We start from the raw sequence: 25354 nt of genomic DNA on the forward strand, positions 1-25354 counted from the left end.
TTAAAGTTCGTAAAACCTGAGGTTAGATTTTATACAGTAACTCGTAGTATTCGCGGGCCATGCGGGCACTTTCAAACTCGGGCTCTACGTCCTTCATGGCGGTTTTTACTACTTTCAGGAAGCTCTTTGGCTGGTCGTAGTACAGCGGCAGCACGGTGTTTTCGAGCACGTCGAGCAGGGCGGTGGCCTCGGCATCGTCCTTCACGTTGTCGGGGAGGGTCACGTCGACAATCGGAATGAGGAAGCCGTTTTCACCATCGCGGCAAAACTCCGGAATCCAGCCGTCGGCAATGCTCAGGTTCACGCTGGCGTTCATGGCGGCGGTCATGCCACTGGTGCCGCTGGCCTCGCGCGGGAAGCGCGGCGTGTTCAGCCAGATATCGGAACCCTTTTTGAGGGCCGCCGACAAGCCCAACTCGTAGCCCGTGAGAACAGCGCAATTTTTCAGGTGGGCCGTGCGCTTAATGATGTCGTTGAACAAAGCCACTGCGCCGAAATCCTTCGGATAGGGCTTGCCGGCCCAAATCACCTGGATGGGGTGCTTGGCATTGGCGGCCAGCTCTACGAAGCGGTCGAAATGGCGCAGAATGAGGTCGGCGCGCTTGTAGGCAGCAAACCGGCGGGCCCACACAATGGTGATAACGTTGGGGTCGAACACGTTGCCGGTCTGGTCGGCCACGATTTTGAACAGGTCCTGCTTCAGCTCCTGCTTGCGGGCGAGCAGGGCCGCGTCGTCCTTACTCTTGAGGGCGGCGGCCAGCTGCGGGTCGCGCCAGTAGCTGCCGTTCTGGCTGTTGGTGATGGGAATAATGGGGCAGATGCCCTCGTAGTGGCCCCACATTTCGTTGGCCACCGTGCCGTGCACCTTGCTCACGGCGTTGGCCTTGCGCGCAAAGCGCAGCGCCGTGAGGGTGTAGTTGAGCTGGTCGCCGTGGTCGATGCGGGCTACGCGGCGCACTTCCGCCTCGGGCACGCTGCCGAAGAAGGTCATGTCGGTCAGCAGCTTCATGGGGCGCTCCTCGTTGCCGGCCAGCTCGGGCGTGTGCGTCGTGAACACGAGGCGCTTCTGCACCTCGGCCAGGTCGCGGCCGTGCTTTTCGTAGAGATAGAAGGCCAGCGGCAGGCCGTGGCCCTCGTTGAGGTGGTACACGTCGGTTTTGCGGCCGAGCTCGTCGAGCAACTTGCCGCCTCCCACGCCCAGCAGGATGCTTTGCGCCACGCGGGCCGCCGAGTCCGGGTCGTAGAGGTGATGCGAAATAGTGCGCGAAAGATGGTCGTTTTCAGCAATATCCGTAGTGAGAAAAAACATGGGCACCGTGCCAAATACCTCGGGGGCCAGGTACATCGCCTTCACGTAAACGTCGGCCCCGTGAATGGTGATGGGAAACAGCAGGCCGGTGTCCTCCAGAAAGGAGTAGTGCTTGTGGCGGAACTCGGCGCGCATGGCCTGTTCGGGGTCGCGGTCCTGGTCGTAATAGCCGAACGTCCAGAGAATACTGATGCCCACCAGGTTCTGCTTGAGCTCGAAACCGGAGCGCATGTGCGAGCCGGCCAGGAAGCCCAGGCCGCCCGAATAGGTTTTTAGGGCCTGGTCGATGGCGAATTCCATCGAGAAGTACGCGGCGGCCGTTTTGTATTTGGCGGCCGGTGCATAGGGTTTAAAGGTAAATGCCATAAGCTGAAGCAAATGCGCGCCGGGGGCACGCCAGAATGAGAATTGCCGGTTGATGAATACGGAGTAGCGGGTAGCACGCGGCCTTCGTTGTCGGCGCAAGGTCCGAATCATTCTGGAAAAATCGCAACCCCTTGATATAGAGAGCTGAATTAAGCAAACGTTAGCATCATAGCCAACCCTAACAGTGTCAAGCCAATATCAGCCAGCCGGTTAGTGCTAATAATTTATGCGGCGGGCGTATTACCGGGCAACGCGCCCCTTTTTGCGGGGACCGGAAACTAGCTATTCAAGTAGCTCGCCTCTGCGTCTAGAGCGACGCAACCAGCCAGCCGACGACTGAAAAACGCGTCCAACGATAATTATTTTAATTTAAGGATTAATGCAATCGAACAAGCATTTTCATAAAAAAGTTACTATTTTTAGTCCTATTTTTGAAAAGGACATAATTTTTTAATACATGTGTTAATAATTCCATTGTTTTAATCCTCTACTTTTGCTTTCCTGTTGCACCTCTCAAAAAACCTTTTTCAACCCAATGCGCATGAATTTGACCGCTCGTTATCTGGTAGCTCCTTTGCTGGGGGCTGCTGCGTTATTTGCTGGCTGCTCGAAGTCGGAGCCGACGCCCGCCACCCCCACGGCCGCCGTCGTTTCTCAGAATGTGTCGGCACCGGGCTTTCCCGAAGGGTTTGAAACGGGCACCAAAACGGCTTATACTACTGGCAGCGTCACGCTCGGTTCGGGCTCCTGGACGCTGAACGACGCCCTCATCGGCAACACCACTTCCGACCCGCACACCGGTACCTGGTCGGCCCGGGTGCGCAACAGCGGCTCGCTCAGCATGAACTTCGACCTGACCGGCGGGGCCGGCGTGGTAACCGTAGCCCACGCCAAATATGGCACCGACGCGGCCACTACCTGGGAGCTCTGGGCCAGCACCAACAGCGGCAGCTCCTACGCCAAAGTCGGCAGCACCATCACCACCAGCAGCACGGCCCTGAGCACGGCCTCTTTCACCGTGAACCTGGCCGGCACCGTGCGCCTGCAGGTGCGCAAAACCGACGCCAGCACCAACCGCCTCAACTTCGACAACATCACGGTGGAAAGCTATGCCGGCGGTACCACCCCACCCCCTTCCACGGGCGGCAAGAAATTCCTGTTTGACGCCAGCCACGCCGAAACGGCCGGCAACGCCGACTGGGTGCTGGACGTGGACGCCGGCGTAGTGCCGCGCTTCCCCACCCCGGCCGCTTCGGGCATTACGAGCAGCACGCCCGAAACCTATTGGGCCGGCGCGGTGTCGGCCTGGGGCGTTTCGCTGGTGAAGCTGGGCAACTCGGTAGAGAACCTGCCGACGGGCACGGCCATCACCTACGGCAACGCGGCGAACCCTCAGGATTTGGCCAACTACAACGTGTTTGTGGTGGATGAGCCCAACACGCTTTTCAGCGCCACCGAGAAAGCGGCTATCGTCAACTTCGTGAAAAACGGCGGCGGTCTGTTCATGATTTCGGACCACACCATTTCGGACCGCAACAACGACGGTTACGACTCGCCCGCCATCTGGAACGATTTGATGACGAACAACACCGTGCAGGCCAACCCCTTCGGCTTCAGCATCGACCTGACCAACATTTCGGAAACTACCGGCAACGTGCTGGCCAGCCCCACCAATGTTATTCTCAACGGCTCGCAGGGGGCCGTCACGCAGCTGAAGTACAGCAACGGCGCTACCATCACTAAAACCACGGGTTCGGTGGCGACGCCGCTCATCTGGCGCACCACCTCGACGCAGGGCAACACCAACATCATGTGCGCCAGCAGCACCTTCGGCACGGGCCGCGTGGTGGTGGTAGCCGACTCGTCGCCGGCCGACGACGGCACCGGCAGCCCCGGCAACACCGTGTACCCCGGCTGGACTGAAATTGCCAGCCACGCCAAGTTGCACCTGAACGCCTCGCTCTGGCTCGCCAAGCAGCAATAATCGCTTCGCAGTTCCTGATTAGAAAAAGCCCGCTCCCAGATTTGGGGGCGGGCTTTTTTGCGGGCCACTGCGCCCGAAAAATATATTCGGAAAGTGGAAACGGTTGCGCATGAGAGGCCTTGCGGGAATGCCGTACTTTTGGTCGTAAGGTTGATTTTGCGCTCTTTTACTATGAAATTCCCACAAATTTTGCTGGCTGCCGCCGGGCTGCTGCTCTCGTTCGCATCGTCGGCTACGCCCGGCTTTTCAGGGCCGGCTGTCGTTACTGAAGCAGTTGCTAAAGCCGCGCCCACCATCCGCATCGACCCGACCTATTGGTGGGTGGGCATGAAAAACCCCAAGCTGCAATTGCTGGTGAACGCGCCCGGCATCGGCAACACTATGGCTATTCTGGCCGCTTACCCGGGCGTGACGATTGAGAGCCAACAGAAGCTGGAGAGTGCCAATTATCTCATCATTAACCTGGTTATCGACCCCGCTGCCAAGCCCGGCCTGTTGAAGCTGGGGCTGAAAAGCGGCAACACCTATCGCCCCTACACCTACAAGCTGCGCGCCCGCAACCTCGACCCGCAGCGCACGCAGGGCCTCACGCAGGCTGACTTCATCTACATGCTGATGCCCGACCGGTTTGCCAACGGCGACCCGAAGAACGACGTGGTGAAGGGTACCCGCGTGAACCACGTGGCCCGCGACTCGATGTATGCCCGCCACGGCGGCGACCTGAAGGGGATTGAAAACCACTTCGACTACTTCAAAAAGCTGGGGACCACGGCTATCTGGCCCACGCCGGTGATTGAAAACGACATGCCCAAGGCCAGCTACCACGGCTACGCCGTCACGGACTGCTACAAGATTGACCCGCGCTACGGCACCAACGCCGAGTACCAGCAATTCGTGAAAGCCGCCCACGCCGACGGCCTGAAAGTGGTGCAGGACATCGTGCTCAACCACTGGGGCAGCTACCACCACTTGTTCCTCGATAAGCCGGCGGCCGACTGGTTTCACGCCTTCCCCAGCTTCACGCGCAGCAACTACAACGCCTTTGCCCTGAACGACCCCTACGGCTCGAAGCGCGACTACACGCTGTTCAACGACGGCTGGTTTGATACGACAATGCCCGACGTGAACCAGGGCAACCCGCTGGTGGCCACCTACATTATTCAGAACTTTTTGTGGTGGGTGGAGTCGACGGGCATTGACGGGTATCGCATTGATACCTACCCGTATTCCAACCCGCAGTTCCTGATGCAGTGGGGCAAAGCCATTGCCGAGGAATATCCCAAGCTGGCCCAGTTCGGCGAGGCCTGGGAGGGCACCGAAGCCGAGCAAGCCTTCTTCGCCCAGAACATTCTGCCGCCCGTGAACGGCTTCAAGTCGAACCTGCCCGGGGTGCTGGATTTTCAAATTTGCTTCGCGATTTCGGACGCGTTGAAAACTGAAAACGGCGACCTGAGCAAGCTTTACCACGCCCTGCAGGGCGACTGGCTGTACGTGGATGCCACCCGCAACGTGCCCTTCCTCGACAACCACGACATGAGCCGCTTCTACTCGGTGATTGGCGAGGATTTCGGCAAATTCAAGACCGGCATCGCCTGGCTGCTCACCTTGCGCGGCACGCCCCAGCTCTACTACGGCACCGAGGTGCTGATGAAGAACTTCTCGGACCCCGATGGCAAGGTGCGCGAGGATTTTCCCGGCGGGTTCGCGGGGGACAAAACCAACTACTTCACTGCCCGGCCAGGACAGGCCGGCGAAGCCTTCGACTATGTGAGCAAGCTGGCGAACTACCGAAAATCGCATCCCGTGCTGAGTTCCGGCAAGCTCATGCAGTTTATCCCGCAGGATGGGGTGTACACCTACTTCCGGTACGACGATGGCGCGTGCGTGATGGTGATTGCCAACAACACCAAGGACGAAAAGAAAGTGGACGGAACGCGGTTTGCGGAGCGGTTTGCCGGGTTTTCGTCGGGCGTGGAGGTGGTGAGCGGGGCGGTGGTTTCGGATTTGCAGACGTTGCGGGTGCCGGCGCACACGGCCTGGGTAGTGGAGTTGCGGAAATAATTCGTCCTTTGACTTTTAGCCCGCAGAGGGCGCTGAAGTTTACGCAGATGACGCAGAAGCACGAGAATGATATTTCCTACTTGATTAGAAAGGGCGCTTTCAATATTCACTAGGCACTGGGGCCAGGGCTATTGGAATCGGTATACGAAATGTTATTGGCGCACGAACTGCGAAAATTCGGACTGGAAGTTCAGACTCAGGTAGCATTACCGGTTGTGTACGATGGGCTGAAGCTGGAAAATGGATTTCGCATCGACCTTCTGGTCGAAAACAAAGTAGTGGTTGAACTGAAATCAGTCGGAACACTACTTGAGGTGCATCACATTCAACTGCTTACTTATCTGAAGCTCTCAGCTCATAAGCTTGGCTTACTTATCAATTTCAACGTGCCTTTCATTAAAAGTGGCATTTTCCGCAAAGTGAACGGCCTGGAAGAACAATCTGCGTCATCTGCGCTAACTTCTGCGCCTTCCGCGGGCTAAAAACAGTAAGAACAATGACCGACCTCACCCACCAAGTTGCCATCGTCACCGGCGCAAGCCGCGGCATCGGCAAAGCCATCGCGCTGCTCCTGGCCCAGCAGGGAGCCACCGTAGTAGCGGTAGCCCGCAGTGAAGAGGAGCTCCTGGAACTCGGCCAGCAAACCCAGGGCTTGGGCATCGTAGCCGACGTTTCGGAGGAAGCCGATGCCCAGCGCATCATCGACGAAACCCTGCGCCACTACGGCCGGCTCGACATCCTTATCTGCAACGCCGGCGTGGGCTCGTTCGCCGAGCTGGAAAACTTCAGCGCCGCCGAGTGGGACCGGATTTTTGATACCAACGTGAAGGGTACTTTCCTGCTGTGCAAGGCCGCCGTGCCCCACTTCAAAGCCCAGAAAAAAGGCCACATCGTGGGCATTACTTCGGATGTGGCCCGGCGAACGTTTGCCCACGGCACCGCCTACGGGGCCAGCAAGTTTGCCCAGGATGCCGTGCTGGCCAGCCTGCGCAAGGAGGTGCGCCCCCACGGCATCAAGGTGAGCACCATTTACCCGGGTTTGGTCGATACCTACTTCAACGACACCACGCCCGGCAGCGCGGATGCTGAGAAAACCCACCTGCGCCCCGCCGACGTGGCCCAGGCCGTGCGCTACGTGCTCGAAGCTCCCACCCACGTGGTAGTCGATGAGCTGATGCTGCACCCGCTGACGCAGGAATGGTAGGCCAGCTAATAGTTAACGGTCAATGGTTAGTACGCTTCCCTCAACGCCTTAAATCACTAACCCTTGACCTTTGCCCTTTAATCATTACCACGAAGCGTTATCTTGCCGCATCATGAAAAAACTGTTGCTGGCCGGCGGCCTCCTCTCTTTAGCTGCTTTCTCGTTGCCTAACCCGCCCGTGAATAAAAATTACTCCCAAGCAACCGACCCTAACACCACGGCCGAAATCCCGAAGGATAATAAGCTCGTCATCTACCAGTTGATGACGCGCCTGTTTGGCAACAAGGTGGCCCTGAACAAGCCCTACGGCACCATTGCCGAGAACGGCTGCGGGAAGTTTAACGACATCAACGACAAGGCGCTCGACGAAATTAAGGCCTTGGGGGTGAGCCACGTGTGGTACACCGGCGTGATTGAGCACGCCACCATGACCGACTACACCGCCGCCGGTATCCCGCCCGACGACGCCGACGTGGTGAAGGGCCGCGCCGGCTCGCCCTACGCCATCAAGGATTACTACGACGTGGCCCCCGACCTGGCCGTGACGGTGAAAAACCGCATGGCCGAGTACGAAGCACTCATCACGCGCACTCACGACCACGGCCTTAAAGTGCTGATGGACTTCATTCCCAACCACGTGGCCCGCTCCTATAAGTCGGATGCCAAGCCGCTGGGCGTGCTCGACCTGGGCGCGACCGACGACAAAACCAAGGCCTTCGTGCCCGACAACAACTTCTACTACCTGCCCGGCAAGGCCTTTGTGGTGCCCGCCAGCTACAACCCGCTGGGCCCGCTGAAGGGCCCGCGCGAGGATGGTAAGTATTTCGAGATACCCGCCAAAGCCACCGGCAACGACGTGTTCACGGAAGCGCCGAGCGTGAACGACTGGTTCGAGACCGTGAAGCTGAACTACGGCGTGGACTACGAGAACGGCCGGGCCACCCACTTCGAAACCGTGCCCGACACCTGGAAGAAGATGCGCGACATTCTCGTGTTCTGGGCGGGTAAAAACGTCGACGGCTTCCGCTGCGACATGGTCGAAATGGTGCCCGTCGAGTTCTGGGCCTGGGTGATTCCGGAGCTGAAAAAGGTGAAGCCCGGCTTGGTCTTCATCGGCGAAGCCTACAACCCGAAGGAGTACCGAACCTACCTCGACAAGGGCCATTTCGACTTCCTCTACGACAAGGTGGGGCTGTATGACAACCTGCGCAAGCTGATGCGCCAGGAAGGCACCACTGAGGACATTACCCGCGTGTGGAAAGAGGAAAGCAACGGGTTCTCGTCGCACATGCTGCGCTTTCTGGAAAACCACGACGAGCAGCGCATTGCCAGCAAGGACTTTGCCGACGACCCTAAGCGGGCCATTCCGGCCATGGCCGTCACCGCCACCCTGGGCAGCGGCCCCGTGATGCTGTATTTCGGGCAGGAAGTGGGCGAGCCCGCCCACGGCACCGAAGGCTTCAGCAGCGAAGACGGCCGCACCTCTATTTTCGACTACTGGGGCGTGCCCGAGCACCAGAAGTGGTTGAACCAGGGCAAGTTCGACGGCGGCAAGCTGGTGTACGAGCAGAAACAGCTGCGCGAGTTCTACAGCCGCCTCCTCAATGCCACGAGCCAGAGCGAAGCCATTCGCCGGGGCCGCTTCTACGAGCTGCAGGATGCCAACAACCTGGGCAAGGAGTACAACCAGAAACACCTGTATACCTACCTGCGCTACACCGACAAGCAGCAGGTGCTGGTGGTGGTGAACTTTAGCGCGGAGAAAACCTACCGGCCCGTCATCACTATTCCGGCCGATGTGATGACGAAAATGGGCCTGAGCAACAAGAAATTCTACACCTACACCAACCTGCTCACCGACGACGAGCCGCGCAACGCGCTCAACCTCACGCTGCCCCCCCTGTCGGCCTACGTTTTCGAGATAAAACCGAAATAGCATGGCCACACTGCCCGGCCAACCTGTTAAATTTGAAAACTACGCCGCAATCGTTTTAGCGGCCCCCGTCCTTCACTACTTTCTTCCCCTTCCCAATGGCTGCTCCCACCGTAGCTTCTTCAGCTGATACCCGCGAAAAGCCCCGCCTCAGCTTCTGGCAAATCTGGAACATGAGTTTCGGCTTTCTGGGCATTCAGTTCGGCTTTGCGCTGCAAAACGCCAACGTAAGCCGGATTTTCGAAACCCTGGGCGGTACCGAAATTGCCCTCTATTGGCTGGCCGCGCCACTCACCGGCCTGCTGGTCCAGCCCATTATCGGCTACTTGTCGGACCGTACCTGGAGCCCGCGCTGGGGCCGCCGCCGGCCATTTTTTCTGGTTGGGGCCATTCTGGCCTCGCTCGCCCTGCTGGTGATGCCCAACGTAACGGCGCTGTGGATGGCCGTGGGCATGCTCTGGATAATGGATTCAAGCATCAATATTTCGATGGAACCCTTCCGGGCGCTGGTGGGCGACTTGCTGCCCTCGGAGCAGCGCACCACCGGCTTTGCCGCCCAAACGTTTTTTATCGGCGTGGGGGCCGTGGTCGCGTCTTCGCTGCCCTGGATGCTCACCAACTGGTTTCACGTGGCCAACACGGCGGCCGCAGGTCATATTCCACCGTCGGTTCGGTATTCGTTCACCGTTGGCGGAGTTGTTTTTTTCCTGGCCGTGCTCTGGACGGTGCTACGCACCAAGGAGTATCCTCCCGAAAACATGGCCGAGTTTGAGGCTGAAAAAGCGCGCAGCGCTGGTTTTATGAACGGGGTGCGCGAATCGTTTCAAGGCATCTTCGAGATGCCCAAAACCATGCGTCAGCTGGCCGTGGTACAGTTTTTCTCGTGGCTGGCGCTGTTTTCGATGTGGATTTATACCACGCCCGCCATCACCAGCCACATTTATCATACCACCGACGCTACCTCGAAGATATACAACGAGGGGGCCGACTGGGTAGGCATCTGCTTCGCCGTGTACAACGGGGTATCGGCGCTGGCCGCGTTGCTGCTGCCGACCATTGCCCGCGCTACCAGCCGCCGCTTCACGCACATGCTGTGCCTCATGGCTGGTGGCCTGGGGCTGATTTCGATTTATTTCGTTCAAGACCCCAAAATGCTGCTCCTTTCGATGGTGGGCGTGGGCGTGGCGTGGGCTAGTATCCTGAGCGTGCCTTACGCTATGCTGGCCGGTGCACTGCCCAGCAACAAGATGGGGTACTATATGGGCGTGTTTAACTTTTTTATCGTGATTCCGCAGGTAGTAGCCGGCCTTATCCTGGGCTTTTTTACCACCCATTTCTTTCACGGCGAATCGATACTAACCCTCGTGCTCGGCGGGGTATCGATGATAATCTCGGGCCTGCTTACGTTGCGCGTGAGCGATGCCGACGACATCAACCTGCCCACCGAGGAGCCGGCCATGACGCTGGGCTACGATGCCCTGGCTCCCGCCAACCCCGAAGTTTAGTTCGCAACATGCTGCGTATAGAAAGCCCGATTCCTAAATAGAATCGGGCTTTTCGTTGATGCCATTGAGTGCAGCCAAGAAGGGGCTTATCGCCGGTTATGCTTTAATAATCAGCTCCGCTACCTCGCGGCCGGTACCCAGCGCGCCGTTTAGCGAAGGATAGGAGGTCCAGTCGCCGCAACGGTAGAGGTTTTCGGCCAGCATAAGCGGTTGGCGCGGGGGTTGGCCGGCCAGGTACACCGGCAGGGCCGCCGCGATGCGGTAGGTGCGCAAATGCTCCCAGTCGCGGGCGGCCGGGCCAAACCAGGCGGCCAGCTCCTGGCGCAGGAGCGGGACCAGCTCCGCTTCTTCGAGGCTGCGCTCGCCGTGGGTGCTGACGGAGATGAGCGAACGGCCGGCCGGCGCATAGGCACCGCTCACGTCGGCCGGAAAGGCCACGTTGTGAGCCAGCGCGCCGGGCGTAGCGTTTAGGCGCAGCAGCTTGTCGTTGCGGCCGGGCGAGTGGCCGCCGGGGGTGGCAAAGTAGGTGCAGGTGGTGATGCGGGCCGCCGTGGGATAGCTGCCGGCCTCGGCAGTGGGAGCATCGTTGGGGTTGCCACTGCGGCCGGCCAGCAACCGTAGCGTCGCCAGGCCATCGGTGGCCAGCACGATGGCCGACGCCGGGAGCACCTGCCCGGTAGTAAGGCGCACCTGGCGGCCATCGACGATGCCGGCCACGGGCGTGTTCAGGCGCACGGTGCCGGCGGGCAGGCGGCCGGCCAGCTGGTCGGGCAATTCCTGGATGCCCAAGGCCGGGATAGAAGCAGTGCCGGTGACGAACTGCTGGAAGATGAACTCGAAAAAATTGCTGGCCGTGGTAAGCTCACGGTCTAGAAACACGCCGCCGAAGAAGGGCTTGAAGAACGAGTTAATCATCTGCTCGCTCCAACCGTAGCGCCGCAGGAAGGTGAGCGTATCGGTAGCGGGGCGGGCCAGCAGCTGCTCGGGTGTGTGCTTCAGCACGTGCCGCACCAGGCTGAGGATGCGCAGCTTGTCGGACAGCGTGCCGATGGGCGAAGCCAGCGCTGAGAAAGCGGCCAATGGCTTTTGCAGCGGGCTCTGGACAGTGGTCTCGCGGCCAGTGGGCAAACGAATGACGGCCCCGGAACTGAAAGCTTTCAGCTTTAGGGCCTTGTAATCGAAGATGCGTCGGGCTTCGGGGTAGTTGGTTTGCAGCACCTGGAAGCCCCGGTCGAGCCGGAAACCTTCGGGGGTAACGTCGGTGCGCACGCGGCCGCCCACGGCGTCGGCGGCTTCAAGCACCAGTACCGGGCGGCCGGCCCGGTGCAGCCACGTGGCGCAGGCCAGCCCGGCCATACCCGCGCCGATGATGATAATGGGTTCAGAAGGGACAGGGAAGCTCATGAAGAAGAAACAAAGAAGTGACGGCCCCGCGCCAACGGGTCAACGCGTCATCAGGGCTACGGGGTCTACCCGGGTTCGGTACGACATGCTAAGCACCGTCCCGCGCTTGCTGATGACGAGCTGCACCACTCCGGGTACGGGCTTGCTGTTGTACGTGGCCGGCCGCCAAGCGGGCAGCCCACCCACCACCTCCGTGAGGGCCGTGATGATGCCGCCGCCCGACTGCCCGCTCAGCAGGTGCAGGTAGCCTTTTTCGTCGGTCATGGCTTCTACCACAAACTCGCGGCCGTCGGCGATGATTTCCCAGTCGTGGGTTTGGTTCGATTCGCTTAGCTTGCCCAGCACCGTCTGCACGAAACTGCTGGGGTCGCCGGCGGGGCGGGGCGGCTGGGCGTTGCGCATCTGCGCGGCGCGTTCGACATCTGCCTGGTAAGCAGCCTGGCGCGCTTCGCAGGTGGTGCCCAGGCGGAAGCCTTCGGCCGCCGCTAGGGGGTCGCCGACTTGCGGCTCCAGCAGCGGCCGGTCCTTGTAGCGGCCCCCGAGGCCATCGAACGCCTTGCCTTCCTTGAAGCGACCCTGCTCGTACACCTCGGTGGTTAGTAGCTTGTTGGTAGCAGCGGCGCGGTTTTCCCACACGCCCTGGGCCAGCCCCCCTATTACGGGGCCACCGATGCGGCTGTGCAGCATGGGCATCACGTCGTGCCACATGCCGTTGCCATTGGCCACGCCCTGCTGGCCCGTCGAGTCCCAGTACGCCAGAATGCGCAGGCGCGGAGCCGGTAAGCCGGTCCATTCCAAGGTTTGGCGCTGCTGGCCGTTGGCATACCAAAACTGCCAGGTGCCGGTGGGGTTTCCCTGCGCAAAGGTGCCCTGCACGGCGAGCTGGCCGTTGGGAAAGTACGTTTCGTAGCGCCCTTCACGCTTGCCTTCGCGGTAGTGCAGGCGGGCGCGCAGCTTTTGGGTGCGGGCGTCGTAGTCGCGCGCTTCGCCGTTGAAATCGCCAGTCGCCGTGATACGGGTGAACCGCCGAATGGGCGCGCACGTCGGCGGGGTCAGCACATAGTTGGCATCGTAAAACAGCACCACGCTGTCGCCTTTGATTACGCGCACGCATTGGTCGAGGGTAGCCTGCCCCGCTGCCGAAGCGGCGGGGCCCTGGGCCTGGCTATGCCGGGCGGCAGCCAGCAGCAGGGTAGCCGCCACCAAAAATCGAAGAATGTGTGATTTGCTCATCCCAAAACAGCTTGAATAGTTGGCCGCAAATCTACCGTTCAAGGCTTAAAACAGCTTGGGCATCTTGTGCTCTTTCCATTTCTTGCGCGTTTTCATCGTCCAGAATTCGGCTACGCCGGGGCGTTGCAGGCTTACCATCCAGGCTCCCATGGGCTGGCCCAGGCGGTAGCCGGTGGCCTGGTCCCGTGGGAATTTCTGCTGGAGGAGAGCGTAATCGGCTTGCGAGATATCCTTCCCGATTTCGCCGTGGCAGCGCAGGCACAGCTGGTTGTTGAGCACAATGGGCCGCTGGTAGAAAAACACCTCCTGCGACAGTCGCCGAATGGTGCGCACCGTGTCGGGTCGCATTTCGGCGGCCAGCAGCGGGGCCAGGCTGGCGGGGTTGCGCGGGTGCTCGCTCACGCGCCGGGCCGTAGCCTTCAGCACCCCGGCCAGCGAATCGACGGCGTGGTAGGTTTCAGGCCGGCAGAAGCGCATGGCGCGGGCCACGCCACCGGCCGCCAGCTCGCGGGCCAGCGTGCGGCGCAGCAGCGAGTCGGCGTTGGCCGTGAGGGAATCGCCGGCCCAGCGGGTGGCGCGCAGCAGGTCCTTGGGCATAATGCGCTTCACCTCCCAGTTCTCGGCCTCGATGCCAATGCGCTTGCTGTCTTTCAGGTGCTCGACCTGGTCGGGGCGGCAGGCGGCGAAGGCCAGCGCGAGTAGGGGCAGGGCGAGTTGGGAAAGCGGGAATTTCACGGGTGAAGAATATTTTTTGAACACGACGCTGAGCAAACGACAAAAAAACGTCATGCCGAGCGTAGCCGAGGCATCGTGCTTGCTACCACAAACTCCATTGATTGGTTTGCTACCATACGCGAGATGCCTCGGCTGCGCCCGGCATGACGTTCCTTAATAAAACCACTACTACATCAGAAAAGCTTTCAAATCCTCGTAGTTAACCGCCAGCGGCACGCTTCGTTTAGGGCGGCCCTGCAACGCCTGCACCACGGCCGGCAGCTCGATGGCCCGGCCCAGGATGGGTTCTACCACGCCGGGGAATTTTACGGGGTGAGCCGTGGCCAGCAGGAAGCCGGCCGCCGCCCCGGGCCGGGCCTGGTAGCGGCGCAGGGCCGCGTAGGCCACCGCGCCGTGCGGGTCGAGCAGGTAGCCGTGCTGCTCCCACACCTGCCGGATGGCGGCCACCGTGTCGGCATCGCTCACGGTATCGGCGCTGAGGGCGGCGCGCAGCCGGGTAATGTCGTTGCCAAATAGCTCCAGAATGCGTACGAAGTTGCTGGGGTTGCCCACGTCCATGGCGTTGGAGAAGGTGGGCACGGCCGGGCGCGGCGCGTAGGTGCCCGTGCGCAGGTAGGCCGGCACGGGCTCGTTGGCATTGCAGGCCGCGATAAAATGGCCCAGCCCCAGCCCCGAAGCCCGCGCCAGCAGCCCGGCGCAGATGTTGCCGAAGTTGCCGCTCGGCACCGCCACCACCGGCGCGGGCGCGCCGGCCGGCCACTGCTGCATGGCGAAGCAGTAGTAGAGCTGCTGCGGCAGCCAGCGCGCCACGTTGATGGAATTGGCCGAAGTCAGAAACCGCTGTTTGGTCAGCTCAGGGTCGAGGAAAGCCTGCTTCACCAGCGCCTGGCAGTCGTCGAAGGTGCCGGCTACTTCCAGGGCCGTGATGTTCTGGCCCAGCGTGGTGAGCTGCTGCTCCTGCACCGGGCTTACCTTGCCGGAGGGGTAGAGGATGACCACCTCCACGCCCGGCACGCCCAGAAAGCCGCTGGCCACGGCCCCGCCGGTATCGCCCGAGGTGGCCACCAGCACGGTCACGGGTGGCGTGTCGCCGGCCTTGGCGAAGTAGCCCAGGCAGCGGCTCATAAACCGCGCCCCTACGTCCTTAAAGGCCAGCGTCGGCCCATGAAAAAGCTCCAGCGCCGCCACGTCCTCGTGCACCGGCACCAGGGGGAATTCAAAATCCACTGCTTCGGCGCAGATGTGCTGCAAATCGGCTTCTGGAATGGTGCTGCCCACGTAGGGCCGCATCACGTTGAGGGCCACGGTGGCCTTGCTCAGGCCGCGCAGCTCGCGCAGAAAACCAGCCGAAAATTTCGGGATGGTTTCGGGGAAGTACAGGCCGCCATCGGGTGCCTGCCCGGTGATGGTAGCCTGCCGGAAATCGACCGGCGGCGACTGGTGGCGGAGGCTGTAGTATTTCATTTAACAGGTATCAATTAACAGGTATCAATGAGCAAAAGAACGTCATGCTGAACGCAGTGAAGCATCTCTACCGCGCAAGTAACCCAATTGGTCCAACGAAGCAGTAGAGATGCTTCGACAAGCTCAGCATGACGTTCTTTTTAGCTGTTATTCTGCCTACTCCTCCGAAACCACATACGCCCCCTTGGTCCCTACCGGTCCTACGTACACGTTAAATTCAATATCCAGCTCCGCGAACACGCTGCTCAGGGCCGCGCCCACGGCCTGCGCCGTTTCCTCCGACCGGTTCAGCATGAAGATGGATGGCCCTGAGCCCGAGATGCCCCCGCCGATGGCCCCGGCCGCCAGCGCCCGGGTGCGCGCTTCTGCCAAACCAGGGATGAGCGGCAGCCGCGCCGGCTCCACGATGTAGTCGGCCAGCGAGCGGCCAATGAGGTCGTAGTCGGCGGTGAGGAAGCCGGCGGTGAGGCCGGCCACGTTGGCCCACTGCCGCACGGCCAGGCCCAGCGGCACGGTAACGGGCAGCACCTGGCGCGAGTCGCTGGTTTTTAATTCAATCTGGGGGTGCACCACGGCCACCCACAGGGGCGGGGCGGGCAGGGCGATGATGTCGAGGGCCGGCTCCAGGGCCCGCACCACCGTGAAGCCGCCGAACACGGCCGGCGCAATGTTATCGGCGTGGCGCGCGCCCGAGGCCGCAGCTTCGCCTTCCATGGCAAATTCTACCAGCTGCATTTTGGTGAAGCGGTTGCCCAGCAGGGCATTGGCGGCCACTACCGCGCCCACCGCGCTGGCCGCGCTGCTGCCCACCCCGCTGCCGGGCTTGATGCCCTTGGTAATTTCCAGGTCAAAGCCCATCTCCTCCGGCACGGCTTGCAGCAGGGCGCGCAGGGCCACGCCGGCCACGTTGCGGACCGGGTCGGTGGGCAGGTGGTAGGCGTCGAGGTGGCGGATGCTGATGCCCGGCGCGGTGCGGCGGGTGAGGCGAATGGTGTCGTAGGGTGCGGCCAGGGCCAGGCCAAATACATCGAAGCCGCAGCCCAAATTGGAGAGCGTGGCGGGCGAATGAACGAGAACGGAATGGAGCATGAAAGATTTGAATTAAAAATTAAAAATGAAGAATTAAAAACGACCTTGGTCATCCTCCTTCATCGCCCAAATTTTAATTCTTCATTTTTAATTTTTAATTGATTTTACAACCTTGCGGCGCGGATAATATCGGCAAATACCCCCGAGGCGGTGACTTCCGCGCCCGCGCCGGCTCCCTTCACCACCAGCGGCTGGTCGAGGTAGCGGTCGGTGTAGAAGAGCACCACGTTGTCTTTGCCGCGCAGGTCGTAGAGGTCGTGGCCGGGCGCTACCTGCTGCAGGCCTACGGTAGCTTCGCCGTCGGCGTAGCGGGCCACAAACTTCAGCCGTTTGCCGGCGGTCGTAGCAGCGTCGTAGAGGGCGCGGAACTGGCTTTCGTGGGCGGTCATCTGCGTATAAAAGGCTTCCACGTCGCCTTCGAGGCAGGCCGGGGGCAGGAAGCCGTTGATTTTGATGTCGCTCATTTCCATCACCTGGCCAGCCTCGCGGGCCAGAATCAGGATTTTGCGGGCCACGTCCGAGCCGCTCAGGTCGAGGCGCGGGTCGGGCTCGGTATAGCCTTCGGCCTGGGCCTGGCGCACCACCTCGGCAAAGGGCCGGGTGCCGTCGTAGTGGTTGAACACGAAGTTGAGCGTGCCCGAGAGCACGGCCTCCATGCGTTGCACCACGTCGCCGCTGCGCGTCAGGTCGTTCAGCGTGCCGATGATGGGCAGGGCTGCGCCCACGTTGGTTTCAAACAAATAGCTGGCGTTGAATTCTTTCGACAAACTTTTGAGGCGGGCGTAGTGGGCGTAGGCCGACGACGCGGCCACCTTGTTGCAGGCCACCACGGCCACGCTCTTTTCCAGCAGCCCGGCGTAAATGCCGGCTGCGGCGGGGTTGGCCGTCACGTCCACAAAAATGGAGTTGCGCAGGTTGCGGTCGATGATGAGGCGGGCGAATTCGTCCAGGCTCAGGGCCGGGGCGGTGGCCAGCTCGTCGGGCCAGGCCGTGAGGTCGAGGCCGTTTTCGTTCACCAGGCAGTGGCGGCTGTTGGCAATGGCCACCACGCGCACCTGCAGGCCCAGCTTTTCGAGCAGGTGTGCCTGCTGCCGTGCCAGCTGCTCCAGCAGCTTGCTGCCCACGTTGCCCGGCCCGAGAATGAACAGGTTCACCTGCTTTACGGTGGCCTCGAAAAAAGCCTCGTGCAGCACGTTAATGGCCTTGCGCACGTCGGCGGCCCGAATCACGGTCGAAATATTCTTCTCCGAAGCGCCCTGCGCGATGGCCCGGATGTTCACCCCGTTTTGCCCCAGCGCCCCAAACAGCTTGCCGCTGATGCCGGGGTGGTCCTTCATGTTTTCGCCCACCAGGGCCACAATAGCCAGCCCGCGCTCGGGCCGCAGGGGCTCGATGCGCCCGGCCGCGATTTCGGTGGCAAACTCCTCGTCCACCACGGCCTGGGCCGGGGTGGTGTCCTGCTCGTTCACGCCCACACAAATCGAGTGTTCCGACGAGCTTTGGGTGATGAGCACCACGTTGATGCGCTCGCGGGCCAGCGCCGCGAACAGCCGCTGCGAGAAGCCCGGTACGCCCACCATGCCGCTGCCCTCCAGGTTCAGCAGCGCCAGGTTGCCGATGCTGGAAATGCCCTGCACCACGGCGGTCGTGCGCGGCGGCTCCACCTCTACCAGCGTGCCGTAGTCGTGGGGTGCGAACGTGTTTTTAATCCAGAGCGGAATACCGCGCTGCATCACCGGCTGAATGGTGGGCGGGTACAGCACCTTGGCCCCGAAGTGCGACAACTCCATGGCTTCCTGATAGCTGATGCGGGCAATGGGCCGGGCGCTGCGCACCAGGCGCGGGTCGGCGGTCATCATGCCGCTTACGTCGGTCCAGATTTCGAGTACTTCGGCCCCGAGTGCCGCCGCCAGCAAAGCGCCCGTGTAGTCGGAGCCGCCCCGGCCCAGCGTGGTCGTCACGCCGTGGGCATCGGCCCCGATAAAGCCCGGCACCACCCAGACGTGGTGGTCGGCGCTGTCGCGCAGCTCGGCCACCTGTTGGGTGGTGGTGGCCATGTCGACCTCGGCCGAGCCGAAGCGCGAGTTGGTCCGAATCAGCTGCCGGGCATCGGCCCAGCCGGCCGCCAGGCCCTGGGCCTTGGCGGCCGCCGCGATTAGGCGCGACGAGAGCAGCTCGCCGTAGCTCATCAGCCGGTCGAGGGTGCGGGGGGAGAGCTCGCCGAGGGCAAAAATACCGTCGCACAGGGTTTGAATTTCGGCGAATTGCGCCGCGATGGCCGCCAGCTTCTCGTGCTGGGCCGCGCCGGCCAGCAGCTCCTGGGCGGCGGTGCGGTGGCGCTCGGCCAAATGGATTAGGGTATCGCGGTAGGCTTCGTTGCCGGAAGCCGCGGCCCGGCCGGCCCCAATCAGCAAATCGGTCGTGCCGCCCAGCGCCGACACCACCATAACCACGGGGCTGTTGAAGGTAGCCGTGGCCACGATGGCCAGCGACTTGCGGATATTCTCGGCGGAGGCCACCGACGTGCCTCCGAATTTCAACACTTGCATCGCGGGTTCTGGTTAGTTGAGGGAGCGGTGCCGCCTGGGTGGGAGTTGCGAAACCAGAATATATAAAAGCGGGCGAAGATTGCCCAAGGGCGTAAAAAAAGTAGCCGGAGGCCGCCGCAGCCCCGCGAATGCCCTTGCGCAGCACTTTCGCCCAACCGTGGCCACCATGGGCAGACCGGCGCAATGTAGCGCGCTATGCTCGTTTTATCGCACTTTTTCTGCAGGAAATACTGCCAGTGCCGGGCAGCGGGCCGGCCGCACAACCGTAAGGCCGGCGTGGTAGTAAACTGGAGCATATGAATAAACTGAAAGCCCTGTGGCTGAAGCTGGATTCCAGCCTCTGGTTTGTGCCGACCATGATGGTCGTGGCCTCGCTGTTTGCGGCTTATTGGCTGGTGCGGCTCGATGTGTACATCGGGGCGAAGTGGACGGCCCGGTTTCCGCTGCTGTTTGGGGCGGGGGCCGCGGGCGCGCGCGGCATGCTCGCCGCCATTGCCGGCTCCATGATTACGGTGGCGGGCCTCACCTTCTCCCTCACGCTGGCCACGCTGGCCCAGGTGGCCAGCCAGTACACTTCGCGCCTGCTGCGCAATTTCATGCGCGACCGCACCAACCAGGTGGTGATGGGCTTCTTCGTGAGCATTTTCGTGTACTGCCTGGTGGTGCTGCGCACCATTCGCGGGGGCGACGAAGGCTCGTTTGTGCCGCCCCTGGCGGTGGCCTTCGGGCTGGTGCTGGCCCTGGTAAGCATTGGGATGCTGATTTTCTTTATCCATCACATTGCCACCTCCATTCAGGCGGCCAACATTGTGGCGGGCGTGGCGGCCGAAACCGAGAAGCTGCTCGACAAGGTGTTTCCGGCCCGGCTGGGCGAGCCCGCTACCTCCACCGAGCGCGCCGAGCTGGCCGCCGGCCCGGACCTGCGCTGGCAGCCGGTGCCGGCCCCGGTCACGGGCTACATTCAGGGCGTGGATTATGATGCGCTGCTAGCCTTTGCCGAGCAGGCCAAGGTGGTGGTGCGCATGGAGCAGGCCATTGGCAGCTTCACGGTGAAGGGCGCGCCGCTGGTAGCGGTAGCCAGCCCCGACGGCCACGCCCTGCCCCCGGCCGATGAACTCGCCGACAGCCTGAACGACAGCTACCGCTTCGGCGACCAGCGCACCCTCGACCAGGATGTGGGCTTCGGCCTGCGCCAGCTGGTGGATATTGCCATGAAGGCCCTTTCCCCGGGCATCAACGATACCACCACGGCCGTGATGTGCGTGGACCGGCTGGGCGCGCTGCTGCGGCTGCTGGCCGACCGCAACCTGGCCAGCCCACTGCGAGCGACAGAAGGGCAGGTGCGCGTGCTAACGTTGGAACCCGATTTCACCAGCTACCTGGGTACGGCTTTCGACCAGATTCGGGCTAACGCGGCGAGCTCGGTGGCTATTTACCTGCGCCAGCTAGCGGCGCTGCGCGTTATTGTGGCCGCGTGCGCCACACCGGCCGGCCGCGGCGCCCTGCGCCAGCAGGCCGACCTCACGCTGGCAACAGCCGAAGCTACGCTCACCACCCGCTACGACCTCGACCAGGTGCAGGCCCGCTACCGGGAGTTGCGCGACGATTTGATGGGTTTGTCGGCGGCGGCTTTGTAGGATGGGCAGTAATCTGGAACGTCATGCTGAGCTTGCCGCAGCATCCCTGCCGCAGCAGTAATCATTTACTATTGCGGTAGGGATGCTGCGGCAAGCTCAGCATGACGTTCTAGGTATCTTCGAAATCGCATATTTCCATTCCATGAAACTACTACTCGTTGAGGATGAGCCCAAGCTGGCCACGTTCGTCGGCAAGGGCTTTCGGCACGAAGGCTATGAGCTGGACGTGGCCTACGACGGCCGCATGGGCCTCTCGATGGTGCGGCAGCAGCCTTACGATTTGGTGATTCTGGACGTGAACCTGCCCCACATCAACGGCTTTGAGCTGTGCCGGCTCATTCGGGCCGACTATCCGCGCCTGCCGGTGCTGCTGCTCACCGCCCTCGACAGCCTCGACGATAAGGTGACCGGCTTCGAGGCCGGGGCCGACGACTACCTCGTCAAACCCTTCGAATTCAAGGAATTGCTGCTGCGGGCGCGGGTGCTCACCCGGCGCGGCACCGAGGCCACCACCGTGAAGCAAGTGCTGCGCCTGGCCGATTTAGAGCTGAACCTCGACACCAAAGCCGTGACCCGCGCCGGGCAGCGCATCGAGCTCACCACCAAGGAATACGGCCTGCTCGAATACCTTCTCCTAAACCGCAACCGGGTGATTTCGCGGGTCGACATCGCCGAGAAAGTCTGGGATTTGAACTTCGACACCAACACCAACATCATCGACGTGTACGTGAGCCACCTGCGCAAGAAGATGGACAAAGGATTTGGGATGAAGCTGATTCATACCGTAGTGGGCATGGGCTACGTGGCGAGGGAGGGCGGTTGAGGGCAAATAAGGGCTGCAAAACAACGGTCATGCTGAGCGCAGCCGAAGCATCTCTACCGCAGTAGTAAATCAATGGATGCAACGAAGCGGTAGAGATGCTTCGACAAGCTCAGCATGACCGTTCTTTATTGCAAATTGCCTCATGCTGATTCGCAACAAGCTGATTCTGCGCTTTACGCTGCTCGTGCTGGCCATTCAGCTCGGGTTTTCGGCGTTCGTGTACTACTTCCACGCGGCGGCGCGGGAGCAGCGCTTCACGCGGCGGCTGGCGGGCAAGGCTATTATGACGGCCCGCCTGCACCTGCGCACTACGCCGGCGGATTCGGCCGGGGCCGTGCGCCGGACCTTCAGCCGCAGTGACTTGCTGACCATCGAGCAGGAGGAAATCAGCATCTATGCGCCCAATAACCGGCTGATTTACGTGAGCGCCGACACCGTGCCACAGCAGGCTAACCAGCGCCAGCTGCCGCGCCTGACGACGGGCGGGCCGCTGGTGCGCTTCCGCACCGGGCCGCTCGAAGCCGTGGGCTTCACCTACGGGCCGGCGGGGCAGCCCTACCGGCTGTTTGCGGCCGGCTACGACGAGCTGGGCCGGGCCCAGCTGGCCAGTCTGCGGCTGATTTTGCTGGCCGGCAACGTGGGCGCGCTGGTGCTCATCATTCTGGCCGGCTGGTACTTCGCCGACGAGTCGCTGAAACCCATTGCCCGGGTGGTAAAGCAAGTGAAGAAAATAACCGCCCGCGAGCTGAGCCGCCGGGTGGACGAAGGCAACGGCACCGACGAAATCGCGCAGCTGGCCATCACCTTCAACCAGATGCTGGGCGGGCTGGAGCAGGCGTTTGAGGCCCAGCGCAGCTTCGTAAGCCACGCCTCGCACGAGCTGCGCACGCCCCTCACCGTGGCCCTGGGCACCCTGCAAACCGCCCTGGCCTACGACCAGACCCTGCCCGACGCCCAGGAAAGCATGGCCTCGGCCGTGGAAGACTTGCGCCAGCTTGTGGGCATCACCAACGGCCTATTATCCCTGGCCCAGGCCGGCGAGATGGGCGGCCGCCGCGAGCCCGTGCGCCTCGACGAGTGCCTGACGCAGGCCGTGGCCCAGTGCCAGGCCCGCCACCCCGGCCGGCTGGTGCAGGTAGCTTTCGGCGACGTGCCCGACCAGCTGGATACGCCTTTTGCCGTGGCCGGCAATGCCCAGCTGCTCACCACCGCCCTGCTTAACCTGCTCGATAACGCCTGCAAGTACTCGGCCGCCGAGGTGCGCGCCACCCTGGGCTACACTGACCCCGAAACCGTGCAGGTAGCCGTGGCCGATACCGGCATCGGCATCGCCCCCGCCGATTTGGCGCGGGTGTTCGAGCCGCTGTACCGGGCCGAAAACGGCCGGCAGCAGCCCGGCTACGGTATCGGCCTGGCCGTGACGCAGAAGATTGCGCAGCGCCACGGCGGCACGCTGGTGCTGGCCTCGGAGCCGGGCCGGGGCACCACGGCTACGCTGCGGCTGCCGGTGGTGGGGTAGGGGAGTAGCGGGAAACACCGGTCATCCTGAGCACAGTGAAGGACCTTGTCACGCCCGCGCCGACAGAATTACGGCAAGCCGTTCCAGCACGAGAAGGTCCTTCGCTACGCACAGGATGACCGGCTTTTTCCCGCCCGCATTTTAATGTTTTTTAATCTCGCATTCAGGCTAGGTTAATACCGGTTCGGGTCCTTTGTAGCCAACACTGCCGCTGGCGTTGCTATGAAGAGAACCGCTCAAATCCGTCCGCACATGCTGCTTTACCTGTTGGTGGGGGCACTGGTGCTATCGACGGCCTTCAACTTCTACTGCTTGCTGCGGCTCGAAACACACGCCCTCGACCAGGAGCTGGCGGCCCAGCTGCGCGTGCCCACCGCCCTGTTGCTGCCGCTCGATTCGCTGCCGCCGCCCGCCACCGCCCGGGCCGATTCGCTGCTGGCCGCCCAACCCTGATGCCTCACCCTATTTCTTACTGAGCCCGCCACCATGTTTTCCCCCTCTTACTCGAACGCACCGGCAACTGCCCAAATGCTGCCCCGCCAGCAAGTGCTTCTCGATGCCCTCTTTACCTGCGTCACGGCCTGCAACGAATTCATTGCCTACAGCTGGAGCGAGCCCGACCTCCAGGCCCGCGCCCGTAGCATGCGTCTGGGCCGCGACTGTGCCGATTTGTGCCAGCTGGCCGGCGTGTTCGTGGCCCGGGGCTCCGAGCACTTCCGCTACATCCTGCGCGAGTGCGCCGAGCTGTGCCGCGCTTGCGCCGACGAAACGACCCAGCACCCCGGCGACTTCAGCCGCCGCTGCACCGAGGCCTGCCGCATGGCCGAAGACGCCTGCCGCACCAGCTATTAGCGCTTCCCTTTTTCTCCCTTCTCATTCACGCTATTCTCGCCTTTGCCATGACGACCACCAGCTTCTCCGCCCTTTCGCCCGCCGCTCAGTGGCAGGCCGTTATTCAGCTGCGCTGCGACATGGTGCGCCGGCTGGGCCGTTCGGCGGCTTCGCTTTCGTGGTGGCACCGTGCCATTCTGGCCGCCGACCCGGTGCTGGACTGGTCGGCCGACCAGCACACGGCCATCGTGCGTCGGGGCCAGACACTGCTCGATTTCATGGCCCGCTGCTACCTGGTCACGCCCCGCGCCTCGGCCGCTACGCCCGATGCCGTGGACGAGGAGCTGCTGGCGCTGCTGCCCTAGCCAGGAACGATGCCCGCCTGTATCTCCCCGTTGCTCTAAACCCGGTTGTCCCGGCCCCCACGCTACTCTTTCTGTTTTTTCTATATGCCGATTACTCTTTTTCGCCGCCTGCGCCCCGTGCTGTTTCTGCTGCTGCCCGTGCTGGGCGGGGCCGCCCTCCCCGGCTGCGGCAGCGGCGAAGCCAACACGCCCAATAAAGACGACCAGCCGCTGGAGCTGCCCGTGGTGCGCCTCGCCGCCCACGACACGGTGCTCACCCGCGAATACGTGGCTGAGATTCAGGCCGTGCGCAACGTGGAGCTGCGGGCCCGGGTGAAAGGGTATATCGAAAAAATATTCGTCGATGAGGGCTACAAGGTGAAGAAGGGCCAGCCGCTGTTCCAGATTTCGGCCGCCGAATACCGCACCAAGCTGGCCCGGATGCACGCCGCCAGCAGCAGCGCCACCGCCCAGGCCCGCGTGGCCGCCCTGCAGCTCGGCCGCGTAAAGATGCTCACCGCCAAAAACGTCATCACCGCCTCGGAGCTCGACGTGGCCCGGGCCCAGCTGAACGCTGCCGAAGCCAACGTGGCCCAGGCCCGCTCGGCCGAAAGCAATGCCGCCCTCATGCTCAGCTACACGCTGGTCCGCGCCCCTTTTGATGGCGTCGTGAACCGCGAGCTGCTGAAAGTAGGCAGCCTCGTGGACGACGGCACCCTGCTCACGACGGTATCCGATGCCGGGCAGGTATTTGCCTATTTCAACGTGTCGGAGGCCGACTACATGGAGTTCGTTCGGACCCGCGCCCAGGACTCGGCCCGCAGCACCAACAAGGTGCGGCTGGTGCTGGCCGACGGCTCGCTCTACAGCCCGCCCGGCAAGATTGAGACCGTGGAAAGCGAGTTTGAGCCCAACACCGGGGCCATCGCCTTCCGCGCCCGCTTCGAGAACCCCAAGCGCATCCTCAAGCATGGGGCCACCGGCAAGGTGCGCCTCGCCAACACCGTATCCGATGCCGTGCTGGTGCCGCAAAAAGCCGTTTTTGAGCAGCAGGACAAGTATTACGTGTATGTGCTGAACAAGCAGGGCATTGTGCACCAACAGAGCTTCCTGCCCAAAAGCCGGCTGGCGGCCTACTACGTCGTGAAATCGGGCCTAAAGCCGGGCGAGCAGGTGGTGTGCGAAGGCATCCAGGACCTGCGCGACGGCGCCCACATCGCCGGGCGCGCGGTGACGCTGAAAAGCGTGGCGCTGAACGACTAAGCGCTCCGCCCCGCAATAAAAGAACGTCATGCTGAACGCAGTGAAGCATCTCTACCGCTTCGCTGCGATGACGGTCGGTTTTCCAGGATTACTACTGCGGT

The 25354-nt window shown here is 62.2% G+C and carries 20 protein-coding genes; 13 read left to right on the plus strand and 7 right to left on the minus strand.

The features are described from left to right. Positions 1-22: 22 nt before the first annotated feature. A complete protein-coding gene (glgP, locus tag ABIB44_RS08535; protein ID WP_354584219.1) occupies positions 23-1675 on the minus strand; it encodes an alpha-glucan family phosphorylase in 1653 nt (550 codons plus the stop codon). A gap of 541 nt (positions 1676-2216) precedes the next feature. Here glgP and ABIB44_RS08540 point away from each other — a divergent pair. The 6 genes from ABIB44_RS08540 to ABIB44_RS08565 all read left to right on the plus strand — a co-directional run bounded on the left by ABIB44_RS08540 (position 2217) and on the right by ABIB44_RS08565 (position 10362). Further along, a complete protein-coding gene (locus tag ABIB44_RS08540; RefSeq protein WP_354584220.1) occupies positions 2217-3659 on the plus strand; it encodes a hydrolase in 1443 nt (480 codons plus the stop codon). 171 nt (positions 3660-3830) lie between these two features. Then, positions 3831-5720, plus strand: coding sequence for an alpha-amylase family glycosyl hydrolase (locus tag ABIB44_RS08545; RefSeq protein WP_354584221.1), 1890 nt, complete (start codon positions 3831-3833; stop codon positions 5718-5720). 116 nt (positions 5721-5836) lie between these two features. Continuing rightward, entirely contained in the window at positions 5837-6202 is a 366-nt protein-coding gene (locus tag ABIB44_RS08550) for a GxxExxY protein (RefSeq protein WP_354584433.1), read from the plus strand. Positions 6203-6216: 14 nt separating this feature from the next. Beyond that, on the plus strand, positions 6217-6924 hold the full coding sequence (locus ABIB44_RS08555; protein ID WP_354584222.1) for an SDR family oxidoreductase: 708 nt from the start codon (positions 6217-6219) through the stop codon (positions 6922-6924). Positions 6925-7036: 112 nt separating this feature from the next. Beyond that, positions 7037-8860: an alpha-amylase family glycosyl hydrolase gene (locus ABIB44_RS08560; protein ID WP_354584223.1), complete on the plus strand. Its 1824-nt coding sequence runs from the start codon at positions 7037-7039 to the stop codon at positions 8858-8860. A 95-nt stretch (positions 8861-8955) separates the two neighbouring features. Continuing rightward, a complete protein-coding gene (locus ABIB44_RS08565; RefSeq protein ID WP_354584224.1) occupies positions 8956-10362 on the plus strand; it encodes an MFS transporter in 1407 nt (468 codons plus the stop codon). A gap of 96 nt (positions 10363-10458) precedes the next feature. On the opposite strand, the gene ABIB44_RS08570 is transcribed toward ABIB44_RS08565, so the two are convergent. From ABIB44_RS08570 to thrA, 6 genes are all read right to left on the minus strand, one after another. Next, entirely contained in the window at positions 10459-11766 is a 1308-nt protein-coding gene (locus ABIB44_RS08570; protein ID WP_354584225.1) for an NAD(P)/FAD-dependent oxidoreductase, read from the minus strand. Positions 11767-11805: 39 nt separating this feature from the next. After that, entirely contained in the window at positions 11806-12999 is a 1194-nt protein-coding gene (locus ABIB44_RS08575; protein ID WP_354584226.1) for a toxin-antitoxin system YwqK family antitoxin, read from the minus strand. A gap of 45 nt (positions 13000-13044) precedes the next feature. Then, on the minus strand, positions 13045-13734 hold the full coding sequence (locus ABIB44_RS08580) for a c-type heme family protein (protein WP_354584227.1): 690 nt from the start codon (positions 13732-13734) through the stop codon (positions 13045-13047). A gap of 168 nt (positions 13735-13902) precedes the next feature. Then, the gene (gene thrC, locus ABIB44_RS08585) at positions 13903-15198 is read right to left on the minus strand and encodes a threonine synthase (RefSeq protein ID WP_354584228.1); all 1296 of its coding nucleotides are present in this window, start codon (positions 15196-15198) and stop codon (positions 13903-13905) included. Positions 15199-15354: 156 nt separating this feature from the next. Next, positions 15355-16287, minus strand: coding sequence for a homoserine kinase (locus ABIB44_RS08590; protein ID WP_354584229.1), 933 nt, complete (start codon positions 16285-16287; stop codon positions 15355-15357). A gap of 104 nt (positions 16288-16391) precedes the next feature. Beyond that, complete coding sequence (gene thrA / locus ABIB44_RS08595) at positions 16392-18836, minus strand: bifunctional aspartate kinase/homoserine dehydrogenase I (RefSeq protein WP_354584230.1); 2445 nt, start codon at positions 18834-18836, stop codon at positions 16392-16394. A gap of 296 nt (positions 18837-19132) precedes the next feature. Between thrA and ABIB44_RS08600 the strand changes: the two genes are divergently transcribed. The 7 genes from ABIB44_RS08600 (at position 19133) to ABIB44_RS08630 (ending at position 25253) form a co-directional block, all read left to right on the plus strand. Next, complete coding sequence (locus ABIB44_RS08600) at positions 19133-20473, plus strand: DUF2254 domain-containing protein (protein ID WP_354584231.1); 1341 nt, start codon at positions 19133-19135, stop codon at positions 20471-20473. A 142-nt stretch (positions 20474-20615) separates the two neighbouring features. After that, positions 20616-21296: a response regulator transcription factor gene (locus ABIB44_RS08605; RefSeq protein ID WP_354584232.1), complete on the plus strand. Its 681-nt coding sequence runs from the start codon at positions 20616-20618 to the stop codon at positions 21294-21296. Between the two features lie 142 nt (positions 21297-21438). Then, a complete protein-coding gene (locus tag ABIB44_RS08610) occupies positions 21439-22815 on the plus strand; it encodes a sensor histidine kinase (RefSeq protein WP_354584233.1) in 1377 nt (458 codons plus the stop codon). Positions 22816-23037: 222 nt separating this feature from the next. Beyond that, a complete protein-coding gene (locus tag ABIB44_RS08615) occupies positions 23038-23268 on the plus strand; it encodes a hypothetical protein (protein WP_354584234.1) in 231 nt (76 codons plus the stop codon). Between the two features lie 33 nt (positions 23269-23301). Further along, complete coding sequence (locus ABIB44_RS08620; RefSeq protein WP_354584235.1) at positions 23302-23667, plus strand: four-helix bundle copper-binding protein; 366 nt, start codon at positions 23302-23304, stop codon at positions 23665-23667. A 47-nt stretch (positions 23668-23714) separates the two neighbouring features. Further along, on the plus strand, positions 23715-24011 hold the full coding sequence (locus tag ABIB44_RS08625; RefSeq protein WP_354584236.1) for a hypothetical protein: 297 nt from the start codon (positions 23715-23717) through the stop codon (positions 24009-24011). Positions 24012-24095: 84 nt separating this feature from the next. Further along, positions 24096-25253, plus strand: coding sequence for an efflux RND transporter periplasmic adaptor subunit (locus ABIB44_RS08630; protein WP_354584237.1), 1158 nt, complete (start codon positions 24096-24098; stop codon positions 25251-25253). The last annotated feature ends 101 nt before the right edge of the window (positions 25254-25354 follow it).

This window comes from Hymenobacter sp. UYCo722, assembly GCF_040547115.1.
In the GTDB taxonomy this organism is placed as follows: Bacteria; Bacteroidota; Bacteroidia; order Cytophagales; family Hymenobacteraceae; genus Hymenobacter.